This window comes from Mucilaginibacter inviolabilis (assembly GCF_011089895.1).
Taxonomy (GTDB): domain Bacteria; phylum Bacteroidota; class Bacteroidia; order Sphingobacteriales; family Sphingobacteriaceae; genus Mucilaginibacter; species Mucilaginibacter inviolabilis.
In genome coordinates this window covers 1,679,255-1,699,024 of record NZ_JAANAT010000001.1, presented here as the reverse complement: position 1 = coordinate 1,699,024, position 19,770 = coordinate 1,679,255, and the positions used below count along the sequence as shown (strand labels likewise).

12 protein-coding genes are annotated in these 19,770 nt (G+C 39.8%); 7 read left to right on the top strand and 5 right to left on the bottom strand.

Annotated features, from left to right (window positions below; all coding sequences use genetic code 11):
- Positions 1-6 precede the first annotated feature (6 nt).
- From G7092_RS06840 to G7092_RS06810, 7 genes are all read left to right on the top strand, one after another.
- Positions 7-3,642 (top strand): ABC transporter permease/M1 family aminopeptidase, encoded by a 3,636-nt coding sequence (locus G7092_RS06840; RefSeq protein ID WP_166087520.1) that lies wholly within the window; start codon positions 7-9, stop codon positions 3,640-3,642.
- Positions 3,643-4,174: 532 nt separating this feature from the next.
- Complete coding sequence (locus G7092_RS06835) at positions 4,175-4,336, top strand: hypothetical protein (protein WP_166087518.1); 162 nt, start codon at positions 4,175-4,177, stop codon at positions 4,334-4,336.
- 667 nt (positions 4,337-5,003) lie between these two features.
- Complete coding sequence (locus G7092_RS06830) at positions 5,004-6,209, top strand: hypothetical protein (protein WP_166087516.1); 1,206 nt, start codon at positions 5,004-5,006, stop codon at positions 6,207-6,209.
- Between the two features lie 54 nt (positions 6,210-6,263).
- The gene (locus tag G7092_RS06825) at positions 6,264-7,274 is read left to right on the top strand and encodes a C1 family peptidase (RefSeq protein WP_166087514.1); all 1,011 of its coding nucleotides are present in this window, start codon (positions 6,264-6,266) and stop codon (positions 7,272-7,274) included.
- 77 nt (positions 7,275-7,351) lie between these two features.
- The gene (locus G7092_RS06820) at positions 7,352-10,222 is read left to right on the top strand and encodes a hypothetical protein (protein ID WP_166087512.1); all 2,871 of its coding nucleotides are present in this window, start codon (positions 7,352-7,354) and stop codon (positions 10,220-10,222) included.
- Entirely contained in the window at positions 10,219-11,343 is a 1,125-nt protein-coding gene (locus tag G7092_RS06815) for a S1 family peptidase (RefSeq protein WP_166087510.1), read from the top strand. The genes G7092_RS06820 and G7092_RS06815 overlap by 4 nt, the downstream gene beginning before the upstream one ends.
- A 422-nt stretch (positions 11,344-11,765) precedes the next feature.
- A complete protein-coding gene (locus tag G7092_RS06810; protein WP_166087507.1) occupies positions 11,766-11,924 on the top strand; it encodes an ATP-binding protein in 159 nt (52 codons plus the stop codon).
- Here G7092_RS06810 and G7092_RS06805 read toward each other — a convergent pair.
- The 5 genes from G7092_RS06805 to G7092_RS06785 form a co-directional block, all read right to left on the bottom strand.
- Positions 11,921-12,172, bottom strand: a complete 252-nt coding sequence (locus G7092_RS06805) for a hypothetical protein (protein ID WP_166087505.1) — start codon at positions 12,170-12,172, stop codon at positions 11,921-11,923. The genes G7092_RS06810 and G7092_RS06805 overlap by 4 nt on opposite strands.
- Before the next feature lie 665 nt (positions 12,173-12,837).
- The gene (locus tag G7092_RS06800) at positions 12,838-14,280 is read right to left on the bottom strand and encodes a RagB/SusD family nutrient uptake outer membrane protein (RefSeq protein WP_166087503.1); all 1,443 of its coding nucleotides are present in this window, start codon (positions 14,278-14,280) and stop codon (positions 12,838-12,840) included.
- Positions 14,281-14,298: 18 nt separating this feature from the next.
- Positions 14,299-17,367: a SusC/RagA family TonB-linked outer membrane protein gene (locus tag G7092_RS06795; protein WP_166087501.1), complete on the bottom strand. Its 3,069-nt coding sequence runs from the start codon at positions 17,365-17,367 to the stop codon at positions 14,299-14,301.
- A gap of 316 nt (positions 17,368-17,683) precedes the next feature.
- Positions 17,684-18,085, bottom strand: coding sequence for a hypothetical protein (locus G7092_RS06790; RefSeq protein ID WP_166087498.1), 402 nt, complete (start codon positions 18,083-18,085; stop codon positions 17,684-17,686).
- A gap of 295 nt (positions 18,086-18,380) precedes the next feature.
- On the bottom strand, positions 18,381-19,700 hold the full coding sequence (locus G7092_RS06785) for a sensor histidine kinase (RefSeq protein WP_166087496.1): 1,320 nt from the start codon (positions 19,698-19,700) through the stop codon (positions 18,381-18,383).
- Positions 19,701-19,770 lie beyond the last annotated feature (70 nt).

Below are 19,770 nucleotides of genomic sequence, written 5' to 3'. Positions count from 1 at the left end.
ACGATTATGTTTTGGAAAATATTTGCTTTTGAGGTGCAAAATCGCCTCAGAAGGCCCTTGGTGTATGTTTATTTTACCGCCACTCTTGTCTTTATAACGCTCTCTTTTGCAACGGGTTCGCTGCCCGTTGGCGAAAAAGAACATATTAATAGCCCTATGCTTATTGCATTTGCGATGGGATGGATAAGCCTGTTTATGATGCTGGTTACATCGGGCATTATGGGCATGCCCTTATATAAAGATATTGAGCACAACACCAAAGATTATTACCTTACCTATCCCATTACCAAGGCCGGGTACTTTTGGGGCCGGTACTTTAGCTCACTGATGTTTGTGCTGCTCATCGGCAGCGCGGTTATGGCGGGTGTGTTTTTGGGTACAAAGCTTGGCCCAATAATGCACTGGAAAGATGCCAGCAATTATGGGCCAAATAACTTCATGTATTACTGGCAGCCATTTTTATTGATCGCGGTACCCAATCTTTTCTTTACTTCATCTTTGTTTTACGGTCTGGTTGCTATAACCCGTAATATCAAAGTGATCTATAGTGGCGGCATCATTTTGTTTTTAGGATACCTGATAGCATCATTCTTTTTGATACGTACCAATAACCAGTTTGTAATAAATCTGACTGACCCTTTTGCTTTTAATGGTATACGGGAGCAAAAGCAATCTGCTACCGCGGCCATTCAAAATACTCATATGATTGAGTTTGGCGGCCTGTTATTACTCAACCGCATCCTGTGGCCAGGCTTGGGACTGATCGTGTTAGTATATACCTATGTCCGTTTTAATTTCGAAGATTTTTTTAGTGGAAAGCACGATAAGAATTTAGTTAAAGATGGTGTAGTAAACAGAAGCGCCGTAAGACCTCAGGTAACTACCCGTTTTTCGGGAAGTTATAATTGGAAAACACTCGTCAGTCTTACCAAAACGGAGTTGCTTAATATTATTCGCGACAATTATTTCTGGATCATTATTATTTGCGGACTTACATTCCTGGGATTCGTGTTTTTTATGGGGAATAGTTTTTACAGCATTTCTGATTTCCCGAGAACAGTTGAACTGCTGGATATTTTTAATGAAGTGTTCCTATTCTTTATTTTCTTTATTATCATTTTTTACACCGGCGAAACCGTACACCGCGACAGGATAACCCGTTATTCGTTTATTAACGATTCATTGCCTGCACCAAATTGGGTGTTGAACGGATCGAGGCTGATAAGTTTATTGATTTTGGGCCTGGGCTTATCACTTGTGCCTCTGATATTGGGTGTGTTTATACAGCTAATCAAAGGATTTACACAATTTAACTTTCCTGCCTATCTGGTATCAGTATTCGGCCTTATTTTACCCAGGTTCCTGGAAATGGTTGTGTTTTCATACGTGGTTCATGTAGTGGTGAATAATAAATTTGCGGCGCACGGGATAGGTATAACCATTTGGGTTGCTTTATACTTTTTACATGTCACCTCTATTTTTAATTATAACATCCTATTGTATTCCTATACACCTGGTTATCGGATCTCGGATATGGATGGTATCGGTCACATGGCAGCTCCTGTAGCCTGGTTTAATATCTATTGGCTGTCGGCTGCCGGGTTACTCGTTATTATAGCCGCCTTGTTTTATTACCGCGGTGTATCGTCTACATTTAGAGAAAGGTTGCAATTGGTCTCTGGCCGGTTTGATCTTAAAACGAGATTGATGACAGCTTTTTTGTTAATTGCTTTCCTGTCCTTGTCGTCGTTTATTTATTACAATGTGAGTTATCTTAACAGTTATCTCACCAAATCAGAAAATGAGGAGCGTGCTGTGTTGTATGAGAAAACGTTAAAACGTTACCAAAACCTGCCTTTACCTACAATAACTTCAGTAAAGCTAAATATCGATTTGTTTCCGGAAAAGCAGCAAGCTACAACACATGGATATTTCGTAGTTGTAAATAAGACCAAGGAAACCATCAGCCAACTGCTTATAGACGGGGATGAGGTAACCACCTATGATTTAAAGATCAATGGGGAACCTGTTCCCTTTACTACTCCTTTAATTTATGCGCAAGGAAAATTCAACTGGTTCCGACCTAAGCTGGATACCGCAGATTTCAGGCTGTATAAATTCCGCCAGGCACTGGCCCCTGGTGATTCTATTATAGTGGAAATGAATTCGTCTGTTTATTACAATGGGTTCAGCAATGACCTTTACAGTGCAGATATTTTGCGTAACGGTACCTTCTTTAAAGGCGGTTTACCAGGGATGGGTTATGATGACGATGATGAATTGGGTAGCCCATATGAGCGTAAACAATATGGGCTACCACCTAAGAAAGTAGAAGTATTTGAACAAAACGATCCCCGTGGTGCCAATGCATTAAAAATTGGTGAAGGAGCAGGCATTCAAAAAACGGATATCACAGTAAGTACAACGAAGGGACAAACAGTAGTAGCACCCGGCGATCTTCAAAAACAATGGACGCAAAATGGGCGTAATTATTTCCATTACGTGCAAAGTAAGCCCGGCATGTATCCACCTTTTGGCATCCTGAGTGCGAAGTACGCTGTTTTAAATGATGTAATTAAACTGGGTGGCGGTCATAAGGTTAATGCAAGTGTGTATTACAACCCGCTGCACACTGCAAACGTTAACAGGTATAAAGATGCCATTAGAGAGGGTATAAGCTATTTTTCAGATACCTATGGCAACTTTCCTTTTCATGATATGCGGATCGTGGAAACCGGTGTATATGGGCCCCGGTCGACATCATTGTCGACAATGGATTCCTACTCAGAAAATAATGGATGGAACGCCGATTTTCGCAAACCAGGCCTATTTGATTATTGCTATTATACGGCTTCACAACAGTTAGCTCAGCAATGGTGGCGTTACCAGGTGGCTCCCAACAATACAATTGGTTCATTAGTAATTCCGGAGGGGCTTGCAAAATATGATGCCTATGTAATGGCCGAAAAAAAATATGGAAAAAACAACATTCATCAATTATTATTGGATGAGATGTGGCCATACCTGTTTCTTCACAGTCGCGGAAACGAACCCGAGCATCCGGTTTTAAAAGCCAATGAATGGTACGAATGGGGGAACAAGGCAGGTGCAATTTTATATGGGTTAAGAGATTTGATAGGCGAACACAATATAAATGCCGCCCTGCGCGAATTCAAGGACGCCTATGCCTTTAAAACGCAGCTACCATACTCTGGTAGTAATGACCTGTATCGCTATCTGAAAAAACACACACCGGATTCGCTCCAATATTACCTGACAGATACCTGGGAGAAGATCACTTTTTACAATAACCGGGTTCTCAGCGCGAAAGCAGTACCGATAGGGAATAACAAATATAAGGTGACTTTTAAGGTGAGCACTGGTAAAATTTATATCGATAGTAGAGCAAATGATATACCTGCAGCTATGGATGATTATATCGACATAGCTGTTTTTGCAGGCGATTCTTACAATAAAGCTGGATACAAACAAGTAAACCCGCTTTATTTTCAAAAGCACAAACTTAAAGCAGGGGAACATACCATCGCTGTTATTGTAAATGGTAAACCCGAAAAGGTAGGTATTGATCCTTATAATAAATTAATCGACCGGGTTCCGATGGATAATTCTAAACAACTTTAGCAGATGGGTAATTTAATTTTCCACACTTAAAATTGTGAATCATTTTCACTTTGTGAACTTATGATGGTGATGTATCCTTCTATTAAGTCGCTTGGAATTGGAGCAAATACTTAGGTTTTTATATTTTAAAGTAGTATTTTTTTTATTAATATCATGTTAATTTAATAATAATCTGACTTAATACACTACCCGATATTTTCAGCGTAGAGCTAGGGTTTTGAACCTATTGCATTTCCGCTTTACTGAGGCCGTTTTTGGTGCTTTTTGAACTTGAACGCTATGAATAGCGCTTTTTAAATTTTACCATTTGTTGCGGAGTGTTGTCTCCGTGAACCCTTGGTCATTATATGTTAATCACCAGTAACTTACATTTTCAAGTATCCTTTACTCTACGAATAACGCAATAGCAAAATGACTCTAGTTGTTATTTCAAATATAGAAACATATTGAAGAAGTTTAAAAGTCTTCTTTTAATTAGCATTAAAATTAAATAACAGTGATGAGGTAAGTGCTAATTTACCTTCTTACGCTGATGAAATTAGAAAGATGGGTGATGATGGTACCTATAACAGGTATTGGTGCCAGTCTGGCTATATTAAAGGCTAATCGATGGGTTGCCGAAACAGCGGGTGCATATATACCAGTTATAATGTGCAATTCTATTTTCCTCAGGGGAAATTATTCAAGCAAATAAATTACTCAATACATTAAACTCCAATCAATGAAAAATTTAATTTATTACATATATGTTTTGTTAGTAATAATTATAGGTTACTTTTTGGCAAGACCAATAATTAATACAACAATTCATCCTTTATTTACATACGCTTTGCTATTATTTTCTCCAGCCTTTTCTATTATACGCGGACTAACAAGTCTGAAATATAAAGGCGTTGTGGATTATTCAAGTGGAGTCTTTTTATTGATAATTATACTTATTTTCAGGCATATTTATTTATAATGATTAGCCCAAGTTGACAGGGATTTTACGCTTTACAATTAATGTATTGGATAATTCCATAAATCATATCGCCTCAGTTGGGCTTGATACGGTTTCCGTTAACGCCCCAGGAACAGTTAATTCGAACGATCAGGTAAACCACTTTGCAAGTTGAGTTATCAAGTCCAGTTCTATTTTCTTCAGGGGAAATTATTCAAGCTAATTAAGTTCGTCCCGATCACCATACCTGATGTTTGAAGCTTTCATGTGAATTTTATCCGTGTGTTTAGTAACTCCGCAGGGAGTGAGATAATCAGCAAGTGCTCATGAAAATATGCACAATTTATTTTGGATACAAGTTTCGTTAATAGCGACGTTTTATATAACTTTATGATCTTGTTATCAGTAACTTAACCTTATCATGAAAGTAATTGTCGTTTTCGGCGTTTTCTTTTTTTTTAGTATTGCCGCTGTCATGGCCCAGCCAGCTAATCGCCAGGTTTTTTGGCGTGATCTACAGTCCAGGTACGAAGCTGATTCGAATCGGGTAGTGCGGGTATATCTCGACAAGTTCGGCTACTTTTATCCGGTAAACGCTATACCTATAGATAAACAATTATTTCTTTTTCCAGCCCGTGAGCACAATGTAAACGCATCAACTATAAGCAGCGCTAACTTGTATGCTTATTTTCATGCTAATCAAACTGCGCAGAACGCGCTTCTTAACTATTATCAAGTTTCGCAGACTGGAAATTTTGATCGGGATTATAAAAAAGTGGAAGAGCAGGAACTGAGGCAGATCAGTCGTCAGGTGCACCGGCTCGTGGAAAACCTACAAGCTAAAAATATTATTTTTCTAGTTCATGGCTTTAATGTAACCGATCCCGTTTCGCGTTATGTTTTTTTTGAACACTCGGTTTCTCAAAAGGGTTACGACACTAAGATAAAGCCGCTTTATATTGAAGTTTACTGGGACGGCCTGACCTCGGTTAGCGGCACCGATCTATTGGCCATATGGAAGCATGCCCAAAACAATACCCGTTGGGTTTCACTCGCTTTGAGGGATTTGATGCGGCACCTTGATGACCGTTTGCCGTTTACCATAGTTACGCATAGCCTTGGCGCAAGTGTGGCCACCGGCGCCCTATTCAACACCAGCTCCAAATGGCTGGCTGACGGCAACACCCATGATGTAGATAGCATTGCTTCCAGTATTCCTGCCCCCGTGGACGTGCCGATTAAATTGGGAATGATCGTACCTGCAATTCCCGGTGGCCTTACATTTGTGGATTTCAATCACCGTTCGCCTGATATTACCACAGTTGCTAATAATATTGTCGGTATCGCCATCGGCTATAATCCGAAAGACTATGCAACTTCGAAAGCATTTTTTTCGACAAGTTTTGGCGCCACCACGCTCGGGTGTGATCACGAAAATGAGTTACGCAATGTCTCATTAGCACTGCGGGGTTGCGGTTATTCTTTAGCGCAAGTCCAGCAAATGATCTATCCGGTACAATTCACAACACCCAATATTGCCTTAGGCTTGCAGGATCACGATTTTCAAAAATATATGGAGGACGATGTTGATTTTAGTTTATTTCTGGCGAAACTTTTCAATGAGTAAAAGTTTAAAAAATGTTCATTGTTAGATATTTTCAAGATAAATACTTGGTAGTATATGAAAAAAAAACTTATTGTTTTTCTTGGCGGGCTTATAGGTCTTCTGCCTTTAAAAGTATTTGGTCAAACGTTAAGAGGCCACTTGACTGGGCAGGTCGCTATGCCTGTAACAGGTGTCCCAATAGCATTTACAGCTGCTACAGCAATATCTACCCATCTTCAAAACAAAGCGGTTCTAATTCGAAAAAAAAGTGTTCGTCCACTAGTCGCATCCAGGCAATCGAAAACCATCAATAAAGATCGTCATCATAAAATGACACAAATGGTAATTCAAGCAGATAAAATGATTTTATCCAGCCGTATTGATTCAATCGACCTCCGGTCTTTTGCCCCGTCTGTAGCCGATCAGCAATATCCGGTTTGCTACGCCTACGCCAGCGTTTATGCTGCTCGCACATTACTTTATAATAAAGCACATCAAATCACTTGGCAACCAGATACCACTGTATTTTCAACGGCATTCCTGCAAAAGATGATGTGCGTAAACGCGGCGATTTGCCAAACCAAAGGCTTTGACACTTATAAGGCCTGCCAGATGCTAAGAGATTCAGGAAGTGTATTTCAAAGGGATTTTGGAACCGAGGACTGCAGTTCCGACACGATTACTTCGACACTTCGCAAAAAAGCGCGGCACTACAGGGTAAATGCGAATATGGTATTTACACCTTGTGACAGTGATACAAAAAAAAGAGATTCCATACGAGTAAGTCTCGCCCGGGGGCTGCCTGTAATTGTGACTTGGATCAGCACCGACTCTTTTAATGTAATGGGAAATGGGGTTCCATTATGGCAACCTGATTCGACAGACTACGTCTTAAACGTCTGCCATGACACCACCAATCATGCCTTTTGTATCGTCGGATTTAATAATATCAAGTATGATGGAGCATTCCTTGTAATGAACAGTTGGGGCACAGATTGGGGAATTGATGGGTTCATGTGGATCAAGTATAGCGACATGGCACATTTCGCAGCGTTTGGGATCGTATTGTCTGATCTACGTAATTAAAAAAACATTTGATAATAATTTTAGAAATAAATAAAGTTAAACTTAATTAGTAATCAAACCATTCACAATTTATTGACATGAAACCTTACCTTATTATGTGCTTGCTTTTGCTGGCATCTTTTACTGGGCTATCCCAGCAGAATGCGCCGGTAGCCGGTCAGGCATCCGTCTTAGCGGACCTGCTTAAAAAGGACTATGCCGCGATTGGACCAGACCAGCGACAAGATGCCCTTGTCCAAGACCGAGCTACAGTGATTAGTGTCTTCAAAAGTTTTCTCAGAACATCCTACCCTAAATCTTATGTCATCTATCCTGCGGATTCTGCGGCCTTGGTAACTACTGCGATTGTTCAGGCAGATTCATGCTTAAGCGCACTGTCCCTCGCAAAGCGAGTGATCGCAAATCAACCAATCGCTACAGGTGTTTCTCCCGCAGTCGCTACTACCAATGTTCAAATCTACAACAAGAATAGAGATAGCTTCGATGTATTACAAAAAACTTATTACAAAAGTCAGGCAACAGCTGATGACCGGCAATTGTCGCAATTGGCTTTTTATTATTTGCTTGATAGTAATAGATTCGTTTCTGAGGTAATCTCAAAATTTCAGTTTAAATATCGGCAATTGTCCGCTAACCGAATCGACTTGATGGCAACCGTTAATGCGAATTCAGCCGTTCAGAAGGCGTTGCCGTTGCTCGGCGGTAGCCTTGATGTCAGCACAACCGCAATAATTGATGGTATCAGTAAATTTATCGCTAAGCGAATCAAAGAAGAGCTCGTGGCTTACGCTATCTCAAATATCCAAATCTGGATGAATACCAAAAAGTCGACCACGCCGCTCGCTGAACTGTTGGTACTTCTTCCAACAACGTTGAGCTACTTACAACATTATAACCCTGATAAAATCAGTAGTTTTCCGGCTGAACTGAAACAATATATTCAAAATGACATCAATCATCTGGTCGACAATGCTTACAATCTGCGAACCACAAACTATTTTAAAAAACTGATAGCAGGGCATCCAGATCTTGAATTAGCTTTCGATGCCATTCCGCTGATCGGCAAAATCAACAATATTCAATATCCCGGAGATTATATCAACATCATCAGTTCTTCGCAATTGCTTACAGATCTTCAAAGTCGTCCTGACAGCACTTCTCGTAACCTGGCATCTTTCATCAACTTACTGGAAATGTTCTCTAACAGTCTGACTGTTACAACTAATGGCGAACCTGCATATACGACTGTTAGTTTTTGGAAAACATATGGTAAAGAGCCTGAATTTATGAAACTTTATTTCGGCTTTTTGTACCAGCAAGACCTGAAATATTACAAAATCAAATTGTCCCGACGGAATCTTTCGGTCATTGATCTCTCGAAACAACTTCAGAGCCTAATGAAAGATGAAGCCTATGCCGAGACCATGTTTTCAGCGGTGGCTCCTATGTTGACTAACATTTGCAAGTCTTCGGAAAAAATTTATCAGCAAGCACAAACCATCAAAAAGCTAAACAATGGCCAGCAAGCCGTCGGGGCAGATACAGTTTATAATTTTGCCAAGAGCCTGATAGATCTTACTTCAGACCTTGGCAGTGATGCGGACCAGTTGGTGGCATTATTTTCAAGATCATCAGAGGACAACCTGCAACTAGCCGATAAAATGAAACCGTTTATTTTGGTAGCAAACACTTGCAACGATGCAGTACGTGCCATTCGGAATAAAAATTACGCGGACGGCATCACTCAACTACTGAACCTGGTTAACACTCTTGATCCAGGGAGTATTCCTCACTTGAAAGACTATCTTGCCGTTGCCTCATTTTCAACACATTTTAACCCGGTTTGGGATGGCTGGAAACAAATGCGGGTTCTGAAGGACAATCCAAATGTAATATCTCCTAGTTTAGCTGCTGCTGCTGTCAACATTAGTGCCGAATTGATAAGAATTGAGGCATTCTACGTTGCAAATACACTCCGGCCAGATCCGGTTATTTTGACTACTATCGATAATCTTACCAATTCGCTTCAAAAACTTTCGACCAATGGAAATCTTCCAGCCATTCATGTCAGCGAATTAAAAACGTTACTGACAGATAATCGTTTCCAACAGCTCATAGTGTCTTATTATGATGGCTATTTATTGCACCCACTGCGAGATGAAATGTTACAGCTGAACTACAAAGGCGCTCCGGTCTTTAGCCCGGCAGAAGTAACAAAAGTGACTATCGATCTCGATGCTTATATTAACACGATATTTCATGCAAAGATAGTCCAGGATATGCCTGTCAATCCAACTTTGTTGACCGCCGAACAAAATATCGCAGTGGATATCGAAGTTCCGCTATCAAGAATAAAGTTTGAAAATAAACAACTTGATTCTACAGTTGTCAGTATCGTTCATTTGGTTAATGATATGGCCGTAGCCAAGACTTCCGATGACGTCGAACATGCGGTCGAAGCATTTGCTTTGCCTACAGGAAGTTATTCTGTAAAGCAGAAATCTGCCTTTAATGTAGCCATTAATACTTATCCCGGAGTTCTTTTTGCCCGCGAGGTAGGAATTTCTGGTGTGCCTAGCGCGAATACTTTGGGATTTACCGCACCGGTCGGGTTTAGCGTTACTTGGGGAAATGTGTTGGGCTCAGATTTGGGTGTATTCGTGCCTGTAATAGATCTGGGGGCTGTTACACAATTACGGCTTTCCAACAACGGACAAACGTCGCCTCTACCACAACTGACCTGGAAGAATTTTTTATCGCCTGGCCTTTTTATAACTTATGGTATCCCTAAAAGCCCTTTTTCTATTAACGCAGGGGTACAATACGGTCCTGATGTACAGACATCATCTCTTACCTCGGGTACAAGCACGTTTAGGGTAGGGCTAGGAATAACGATAGATATCCCTTTCCTGAATTTGTATACCAAACCTCAGACGCCCAAGAAATGAAACATTGGATCATACTGGTTATATTGATTTTGTCCAAACAGATGCTTTTGGCACAAATGGATACGTCGAAGAAAGCTGTCAGCGTTGGAAAGATTATACAAAATGATCATGATGAATATTTGAAATCTTCAAAAAGTAGCAATGACCTTTTATTGCAACAAGCGAGCGGCGTCAAACAACAAGGGCAAAAAAAAGTGACGGCACCCAAGGTGATTATTATAGACTCGGCGGAGAGGCAACATCCCGTTCCACCCGTCGGGAATCAGGGAGCGATCCATATCTCACCAAGTGAAATTACGGAGGGTAAAAAAATTATAACCGGTCCTACTCCTTATGATAGTCGAGTAGAGGTGCGCAGCCTCGACCCATCATTACCCTGGGTGCAAAAACTTTTGTTCAACGCGCGTTCAGTTGCCATTGTGGTTGATCGCAGTCGTTTGATCAAGGTAAGCTCCGGTTATTACCAAATTGATGCAAGCCGTTCGCTCGGTGCGATTTACCAACTTTGTCCGGGAGAAGCCTTTAAGGACCAGCCGGTTTTAGGCACCGGTACTGCAATGGTTACTGGTAAAATGGAAATGCTGACCGCCAGCCACGTTTTCGCCGGCTCGCTTAGCAATTACGCAGTTGTCTTCGGTTTTGAGATATACAATAAAACAGGGGGACTTAAGCAGCTTATTTCCACTGACAGTGTTTTTTTTCCAAAGAAAATTATGCGGTCATCCGCAGAATTGGACATATCTATGTTTTCAGTGGATCGTGAATTGCCTGCGCCCCCCCTCGTTTGGTCAACAGTTGTAAATCCGCGCCTTAGCGATCAAGTATACATGATCGGCCACCCTTATGGATTACCCAAAAAGGTTTCTGCCAATGCCAGTATAGTCGCTAACAATGAATTGGCCTTTTTTTACACCAGCTTAGATGCTTTCGAGGGTAATTCCGGTTCCCCCGTGTTTGATCTAAATAATAATCAGGTAATTGGCATCCTAGTTGGTGGAGAAACGGATTTCATCTGGAATGGTACCTGTAATGTATCAAATATTTGTAGTATTCCTTATTGCCCTGGAGAAAAAGTAGTACGCATAACCGCAATACGAAATCTGTTGGGGCTTGGTCGTTAATATTATAACTACAAATTTCTCTCGATATAAAAAATCAATGGCATGCGAACCAGTTAGATGAGATAATCATTGAGTAATGAGGTTTTGACCCTGTCGATTTAACCGGTACAACAGTTCATGCAAAGACTGGTAGTACTTATCACATGACTTTTCATGCTGATACCGTCAATGGAAATTATTTAAAAAAATTAGATACCAATGATTCATTGCAGTATGCTACGCTGACGAAACTTTCCTTTATCATGGCATTTAAATTTAGCAAAGACGATATTTATTTAAGAAAAGTAGGAACCCTTGTTAAGATTCGTAACGACATTGCACATACCGGAAGAAGCACATTGTTAGATGTTAGTAACTTCTTTGATTTAATAACTATACTTCATTTGTTTAGGGCTAATATATAGGATAGGTGATTATCAGATATGGGATGGAGTACTCATGGAAAGCCTGGCACAGGTTTAGGGCTATACCTGTGCCAGCAGTTGATAGAGTTGCAGGGAGGGAGCATCCGGGTAGAAAGCGAAGCACAACAGGGTTGCAATATGTGGTTTAGCATACCTTATAACAATCAGAACAGTTAATTATTTGTTCTAAAACCTATTGATTTTGATTCAGTTTGTTTCACAGCCAAGCCTTGAAGATAAAGTTGACCATCTTCAATTTTATATTCTAAAGATCGTTCATCAAGTGTAAAATTATCTTCTTTTAAAATCTCCCTGAGCTTTTCTGCCAATTCTTTTCTGTCAAAAACAGGACTTACTTTCAGATTATCATTTACCCGTTCAAGCACTATGCCTTCAACCTTATAAGAAAATAACTTGGATTCCATTTTATAAAGATAGTTGCTTTATTATATTATTCCTTGTTTGATAAGAAGATCAGAGCCGCAAACTGTATAACAGGCACAGAAAAAATGAATAGAAGCTGAATGCAAATTTAAATCCGTTTATCTATTTAAAAATTTCTTTGCCCTTTAAACGGTTATACTTAGTTTTTTACTTTATTGGTTATAGAGTCTTTTAAAGTATCAGCCACTTCGAATAATTTATCTTTAGAAGTATCCAGGAAATCCCAGAACCAACTGGTTATTTTTTCTGTAACTGTTTCTTTTTTAGTGGCGGCTATTATTAACCCTACAGCCGCGCCAATTGCAACTACAGCTATAGCTCCAACTATTATTTTTTTTCGTTTTCATTTATTTAAGATGTTAAATTTTTGTTTTATTATTTATGCCGTTATTAACGATATCTTATTAATTTTTAACCGGCTTTGTAGACATTTTTTCATTGATAACAATCCGTTTACTTTTTCACTGCCCAAACAGAAACGGATCCGGCATTTACTTTGAATTGGCCCATCTACCCGCAATAGGATGAGTGCCTTGTCTATTGTGCGTTGATACTTAGTGATTTGCATTTTTAAATATCTTTTACTCTACGGATGATGCAATAGCAAAATAGTGGTAACTTATTGTGTTTGATATTACCTATGTGATTACCAGCCCGGATTATTCGGCTTGATATTCGGATTGGCTAATACCTCATTTTGGGGAATAGGGATATAATAATATTTATCTGAAGGCATTAAGGTTGTATTGGTTATACCCACTGGTAAATCTGCCGTTTGTCTTACGATGTTTAATCCCAATCTTTTAAGATCAAAGTAACGGTGTCCTTCATAGGGCAATTCTTTGTAACGTTCAAGTAGAATAGCGGCAATCAAGTCGCTCAAATTAGCATAGCTCATTGGCTGATAGCCTGTGATGCGATTTGAGCGCAAAGTATTCAGATCATTACTTGCATTCGTTAAATTGCCTGTTCTGGCATAAGCTTCTGCTCGGATGAGGTACATTTCACCAGTCCTGAATACTTTCAGGTCATTAAGGTTCTGTGCGCCGGCTGTTCCCTGGTATTTGCTGATGATATCGGTCAGTTCTCCTTTTGCTGTACGTGTAGTATCCGTAGAAAAATAACTGGAATACCTGATATCGTTAACTTTATCATAAGTGTTTAACAAAGCCGTTGAAGGAGCAAACAAGTACACGCCATACGGAATATTGTACCACAAATCACCGGGACGCAATATGCTTTGATTAGTTCTTGATAATTTAAAAATCACCTCAGTCGTACCCTGATCAGTCCATATTGCCGGAAAGTTAGTTGCCGGGGCCAATGGCACATTCTGTATTACCCGTGTAGTCCGGTCAATTGCTGTTGTCCAGTTATTTGTATACAGAGCAACCCGCGCTTCTAATGCACGAAGCGCATTGTATCCCATTCGGTTAATAACATTATTATTTTTACTGATTAATGTATCTGCTACTGCCAGGTCTGCGTTCAACGCTTTAAAGAAATCAGCAGAGGTAGGCCTTGTGGGTAAATTAGTAATACTGGTACCAGTAACATAAGGTATTGTAAGTGCTGTGGCACTGTACAATCCCGAATAACTGTATATACGATAAAGATCAAAATGCTGAAAAGCTCTGATAGCAAGTAATTCGCCTTTTAAATTAAGCATAGTTGCTTGATCTGTTTGGTTTTTAACCGGAACTTTACTTATCGAAGCCAGTAAATAGTTTGCTCTGCTTATAGCTTGGTAGCCATTTGTCCAGGGAGCGGCTACTTCCTGATCACTGGAAGTAAAGGCCCATCGAAAAAGATTTTGCCCGGAACCTGTAAGACTGATACCCGTATTTTTAGTGCCGATACGGCACTCGTCAGATAATACTGAGCCGATACGGATAAGGTATTCCTCGCGCCAATCTGCATATACGCCCAGCACTCCAAGGGTAAAATTGTTTACGTTGGCAAAAACGTTATCCGCATTGATCTGATCTGTAGGTAAAATGTTTAATTGTTTATTGCAGGAACTAACTAATAGCCCGATAAGGATGCCTGTTAGCAAAATATATTTACGAAAATTGAAAAGAGTATTCATGTTTAAGTATTAAATAGATTAAAAGGAAACATTGATGCCGGCAGTTATAATACGGGGCATCGGGTATTCGTATTGGGCTATATCATTGGCATCTTCGGGATCATATCCTTGCCATTTGGTAAAAGTTAACAGGTTTTGCCCCTGTACAAATACTTTGATACCACGTACATGTTTAGCCAATTCGCCGTTTACCGGAATGGAATAATTGATTGATGCATTACGAAGTTTGATGTAGTCAGAGCTGCGTACATCATTTGAGGTAATCTGACTGGTATATTGAGCTCCCGCAAACGGTGTAACGTCACCTGGCTTTTGCCAAACTTTCAGCATATCAACCGATTGATTATAGTTGCGGTAATTAGGGTCGGCGGAATGGCTATAAAAGTAGGGGTAGGATAGGCGTGACATACCATGTATGAAACTCAGTAGCATGGAAAAATCGAAACGTTTATAACTAAGGGAAAGATTAACACCGCCCTTAACAGGAGGATCCCAGGTGGCTTTTAGTGGAACAGCATCATCAGCATTATAAACACTGGTAGGATTACCCGCTTTGTCAATATATATAGGAGCCCCGGTTTGCGGGCTTATACCGCCCCATCTTACGGCATAAAAAGTACCAACAGGTAATCCGACCTGATTAATGGATATCTGATCAATAAATTGCATGTTTGGTCCGCCGAGGCTTAGTACCCTGTTCTGATTATAAGCCAGGTTTAGCCCCATTGAAAATTTAAGATCCTTTGTTCTGACGATCTGTGCGTCAAGCGCCAGCTCCAAACCTCTGTTCCGCACACTGCCTGAATTGGTTGCCAAAGACGAAAACCCGGTAGTGAGCGACAAGTTTTTATTTACAAAAAGATTATTGGTTATACGATTATACAGATCTAGTTCACCGGTAATCCGGTTATTAAAAAAGCCAAATTCAATACCTGCATCGGCAATCCGGTTTTTTTCCCATGTATATTGAGCATTACCTGGTGTAGTGGGTATGACAGCCTGGCTGCCGCCATAATTGGATGTTCCATATAAGGTGCGGTATCCAAAGTCGCTTGTAAAACCACCTCCATTTGCAGTAACACCAAAACTACCCCTTAATTGCAGGTTACTAAAGATATGCTGGTTAGCCATGAATGATTCTTCCATCAAATTCCATTTTCCACCCAGAGCATAAAGCACAATGTTACGGGCGCCGGTAGGAACCTGAGAAGTTCCGTCTCTGCGTAAACTACCGGTGAGCGTGAAACGGTTACCGTACGAATACCGGAACAGAGCAATTTGAGATAACAAAAGATTGTTTGGGGTTATAGCACCAGCCACATTAGGTATAAAGTTGTTGGTAGCTGTACCAGGGGTAATAGCAGCAGGAGTGTTTGTTAACTGCGATGTTAAACCATAACCGGTATAACCATTATAGGTACCTATGTATCTGTTTGATTCTGCAAGCAAGTTTATTTCTATCTCATTTTTGTTTCCCCAGTCTTTCAAATAGCGAATACCGCCAGTTGCCACAACCCTGTAATTCATGGTAATACTGTCCTGATACATCCCCTGGTTGCCATTGCTAATCTGTTGGCCATAATAAGAATTTGCACTCACGTTTTGAGTAACATGATCCTGCTGATATTCTAAACCCACTGTCCCTGTAAGTTGTAGTGTATTGGTAAGGCGAAAAAGTTCGTTGAGGGAGATAACCGATTTTAATTGGGTATCTTTTAGTTGGGAATTTGCATATTGATTTAATGCATCAGACCCCACATTGGCCGGACCTGTATCATTGGCATCGGGATGTTCATAAGGTAATGCAAAATAAGATGCAGCAATAGGATTGTTTGCCGATAAACCGCCACCACCCGCGGTAGCGCCACCGGATGAAGCTGTACCTTCATTTTGAATATACTGTATATTGGATTGAACCAATCCTATACTTAATGTACTTTTGAGTCTCCCACTGGTATTTTGTACATCCGACCGGATACTGTACCGTTTAAGACCCGAATTTATGGCAATACCTTGTTGATTTAAATAGGAAAGAGATAAATAATAATTGGTGTTTTTATCATTACCAGACAAACTTAATGCATGTGATTGCGTGTAACCGGTACGCAAAAGAGTTTTGGTCCAGTTGGTATTAATTTTTCTTAAACTATCCAGGTAGGAGGTTCCAAAAGCGTAATCTTGCGGTGTTTTGGGAATCAGAACACCACCCACCAGTTTATTAGGATTATTAAGAGAGTATTCCCAACCAGGCAAAGAAGGGTCTTTAATGTCGGCCTCAAATTGAAGACGCTGATCGGTATTCATCAGATTCATATGCGAAGTGTTCACCTGTGATATACCAAAATAAGTTGTGTAGTTTATTCTGGGTTTTCCATCGTCCCATGATTTACCTTTTTTAGTGGTAATAACAATTACACCATTAGCCCCTCTTGATCCGTATTGTGCGGTTGAGGCGGCGTCCTTTAAAACCGTTACCGATTCAAAATCATCAGGATTAAGACCTGAAAAGGAGGTATTTGATATTTGTATGCCATCAATAATATACAAGGGCTGTACATCGCCATTAATAGACCCGATACCACGCAGGGTAACCCTTCCGGCTTCGCCCGGTTGTCCGGTAGGTGTTCCTACATATAAACCAGGTACCCGCCCCTGTAGCATTACATCAAATGAGGCTACCGGCACGTTTTGTAATTGTGCAGCTTTAAGCGTGGTAATTGCACCCGGCGTCTGCGCTTTGTTTTGCCGGGTATAGCCTGTTACCACAACCTGTTTTAACTCATTTGTGTTTGATGATAACAAGATTTTAACCTCATGCTTCCCAGTTATATTCACGACTTGGTTGTTGTACCCAATAGAGGAAACCAGAAGGGTGGTTGCTCCAGGGCCACATGATAGCTCAAATTTACCTTCGGCATTTGAAGTGGTGGCAGCTGCCATTCCATGAACCCGGATAACCGCACCGGGGATAACATTTGAAGCACTATCAACTACCGTTCCTGATATTTTTTGTGTCTGGGCAAAGTTTTTTAAAGAGAAAAACAACATCAAAGCAATGTAAATAAGTAGTGTTTTTTTTATATTCATAAGCTTGGCTTTATTGTAAATGACCGTATGCCAATTACATCGCCAAAACTAAACGGGGGATATTAGAGAGCGTTCAATACCAGATTGAACGGATATTAGATTAGGGTTAATTTTTATTAATGTGTTCCAATATTCCTTTTCATCCATTATATCCTTCAGAATAGGTAAACAATAGGCACATGACACTAGCGCATCATAATAGCTGTATTGAAATATTAAAATATTTGAAAATGAGTTTGTTATAATGTAGTCTTATGAGATATGGTTTATTTGGTGACCTTTAGTCCTTATAGGGTATTCAACAATTAATGGACTACTAATTAGTTGTATTGATAATAGTAGTATTAACAACAATATCATAATTATTTTCGCGATAGCGTTTCCTGATCGTTACACTATCAGTTCCACATACGCCGGAACCTGTTGCATAGATATAATATTTGCCAGCCTCAAGATTATTGAATAATACTACACCTGAGCCATCGGCCCTTTGAACGCTATCATATTTGATCATTTTAACCAGGGGCTGGTATAAACTATCCTTCCTGATATAAACAGTAGCCTGACTCACCGCTGCGCCTTTATATTTAACCGTTACAAGTAAGTATCCGTCACTATCCACATCCTTATTACAAGCGCCAAGTAACAACAGTATTACCATAATACACGGTATCAGGAAACGAGTTTCTAACAGAATTCCATTATTCCTTTTATCCATCGGTGTATTTTTTATTGTGCCATTTTCTGCTGCAGCATCAGTTACGGAGCGTATCCCAGAGCCGAATCATTTATCGTGTTGCTTGTTGGTTTCAGCTTGTTTTACACGCAGAGTAAGTCTGTCAAAAGCAATTCGTTGGGCACTAGCCGCAAACAAATTTTGTGGTCATAATACCAAAAGTATACATCGTTAATTAAAGCATACTTAAACCTTGATTAGGAGGAGATTAAATAGTAATTAATTTCTTTAAATGCCGGAGGGCATATGTATAAAAAAAATAGATAAACAGGTAGGATTAAATAGACGCCGGTAGAATAATACGAAATTCAGTTCCTTTACCAATCTCTGATTTGATTTCAATGATACCATTGTGAAGACGAACGATGTTCTGCGTTAAGGATAAGCCAATTCCGGATCCCGAATATTTAAGTGCGTTGGATGCTCTGAAAAAGGGCTGAAATATTCGCTGCAGATCTTTTTGTGCTATCCCAATACCCTGATCCTGTATCACGATATTAATACCTTTTACGTCGCTGAATAGTTCGCAATAAACATCTTTACCACCAGAAAACTTTATGGCATTCTTGATAATGTTACTGATACCAATAACAAGTAATTGCCTGTTACCAAATAAGGTGTATTTTGAACGATCAACAGGCGCCTTATATTGAATATGACCCTGGTTTTCATTCGTTTTAATTAATAACTCATCAATTATTTCCCAAAGCAACTCATCTATTCTAATATTCTGAAAGCTTAGATTGTCTGTACTGGTTTGCATTAGCTCCATCAAGCTATTAATAATGTAATGCAGACGTTCTGTTTCCTTTATAATATTAATCAGGGCCTGTTGATATTCGCCACTTTTGCGTTCTCGCATAATGGTGGTTTCCGCTTCACCCAATATGATAGTTATTGGAGTGCGCAATTCATGAGAAGCATTTGAAATGAATGACTGTTGGTTTTCAAATGATTGTTCCAAATGCTCTAATAATTGGTTAATGGTCAAGGATAAATTATCGATTTCGTCTGTTTTATTCTTACCGAGGGGTAATCTCAGATCAAGACTGGAAGCCCGGATCCTTTTTAAATTACTGGTGATATTAACAATAGGTGATAAGGCAAACCTGGAAAATATTCTGCCTATGAAAAAGGTGACTAACAAGGAAACAGAGAAAAGAAACAGCATAATGATCCTCAACTGGTGCATATCATTATAGCCATTCAAATCAATAGCCGAAACCATAATAATAAAATTCCCGGAATTATCCCGGTAATAAATGCCGCTTACCTGCCTGTCTCCCTGGGAAAAATGTAACCGTTTTCCCGAAACAACCCGTTGAAGGATATTGGTATCCCATTTAATTGAACTCTCCCTTATGAATTTGGGTTGAAACTTATCATCATAAATTCGGATATACTCATCGGATAACGATTGAGGGAACTTCTTAAGAACATCTTTGAAATTTTCTTTTGATAAGTTATCCTCGGCTAGGTAAAACTGTGCAACAGTGAGCGCACGGTCGTCCAGTTTATTAAAAAAAGTTTTAATCCTGCTTTGTTCAACAAAAACATAGGTACCCATGAGTACCATAAAGAGTAATACCGCAAACATAAAGGTAAATTGAAGCGATAGCTTATTTTTAACTTTCAACTCTTGTATCCTCCTCTCTTAAAAGACAAAA

Bases quoted from the DNA above. Each gene is read 5' to 3' on its own strand.
- G7092_RS06840 (WP_166087520.1), top strand. From the start codon at position 7: ATGTTTTGGAAAATATTTGCTTTTGAGGTGCAAAATCGCCTCAGAAGG.
- G7092_RS06785 (WP_166087496.1), bottom strand. From the start codon at position 19,700: ATGTTTGCGGTATTACTCTTTATGGTACTCATGGGTACCTATGTTTTT.
- G7092_RS06825 (WP_166087514.1), top strand. From the start codon at position 6,264: ATGAAAAAAAAACTTATTGTTTTTCTTGGCGGGCTTATAGGTCTTCTG.
- G7092_RS06800 (WP_166087503.1), bottom strand. From the start codon at position 14,280: ATGAATACTCTTTTCAATTTTCGTAAATATATTTTGCTAACAGGCATC.
- G7092_RS06820 (WP_166087512.1), top strand. From the start codon at position 7,352: ATGAAACCTTACCTTATTATGTGCTTGCTTTTGCTGGCATCTTTTACT.
- G7092_RS06815 (WP_166087510.1), top strand. From the start codon at position 10,219: ATGAAACATTGGATCATACTGGTTATATTGATTTTGTCCAAACAGATG.
- G7092_RS06835 (WP_166087518.1), top strand. From the start codon at position 4,175: ATGAAATTAGAAAGATGGGTGATGATGGTACCTATAACAGGTATTGGT.
- G7092_RS06830 (WP_166087516.1), top strand. From the start codon at position 5,004: ATGAAAGTAATTGTCGTTTTCGGCGTTTTCTTTTTTTTTAGTATTGCC.
- G7092_RS06805 (WP_166087505.1), bottom strand. From the start codon at position 12,172: ATGGAATCCAAGTTATTTTCTTATAAGGTTGAAGGCATAGTGCTTGAA.
- G7092_RS06810 (WP_166087507.1), top strand. From the start codon at position 11,766: ATGGGATGGAGTACTCATGGAAAGCCTGGCACAGGTTTAGGGCTATAC.
- G7092_RS06795 (WP_166087501.1), bottom strand. From the start codon at position 17,367: ATGAATATAAAAAAAACACTACTTATTTACATTGCTTTGATGTTGTTT.
- G7092_RS06790 (WP_166087498.1), bottom strand. From the start codon at position 18,085: ATGGATAAAAGGAATAATGGAATTCTGTTAGAAACTCGTTTCCTGATA.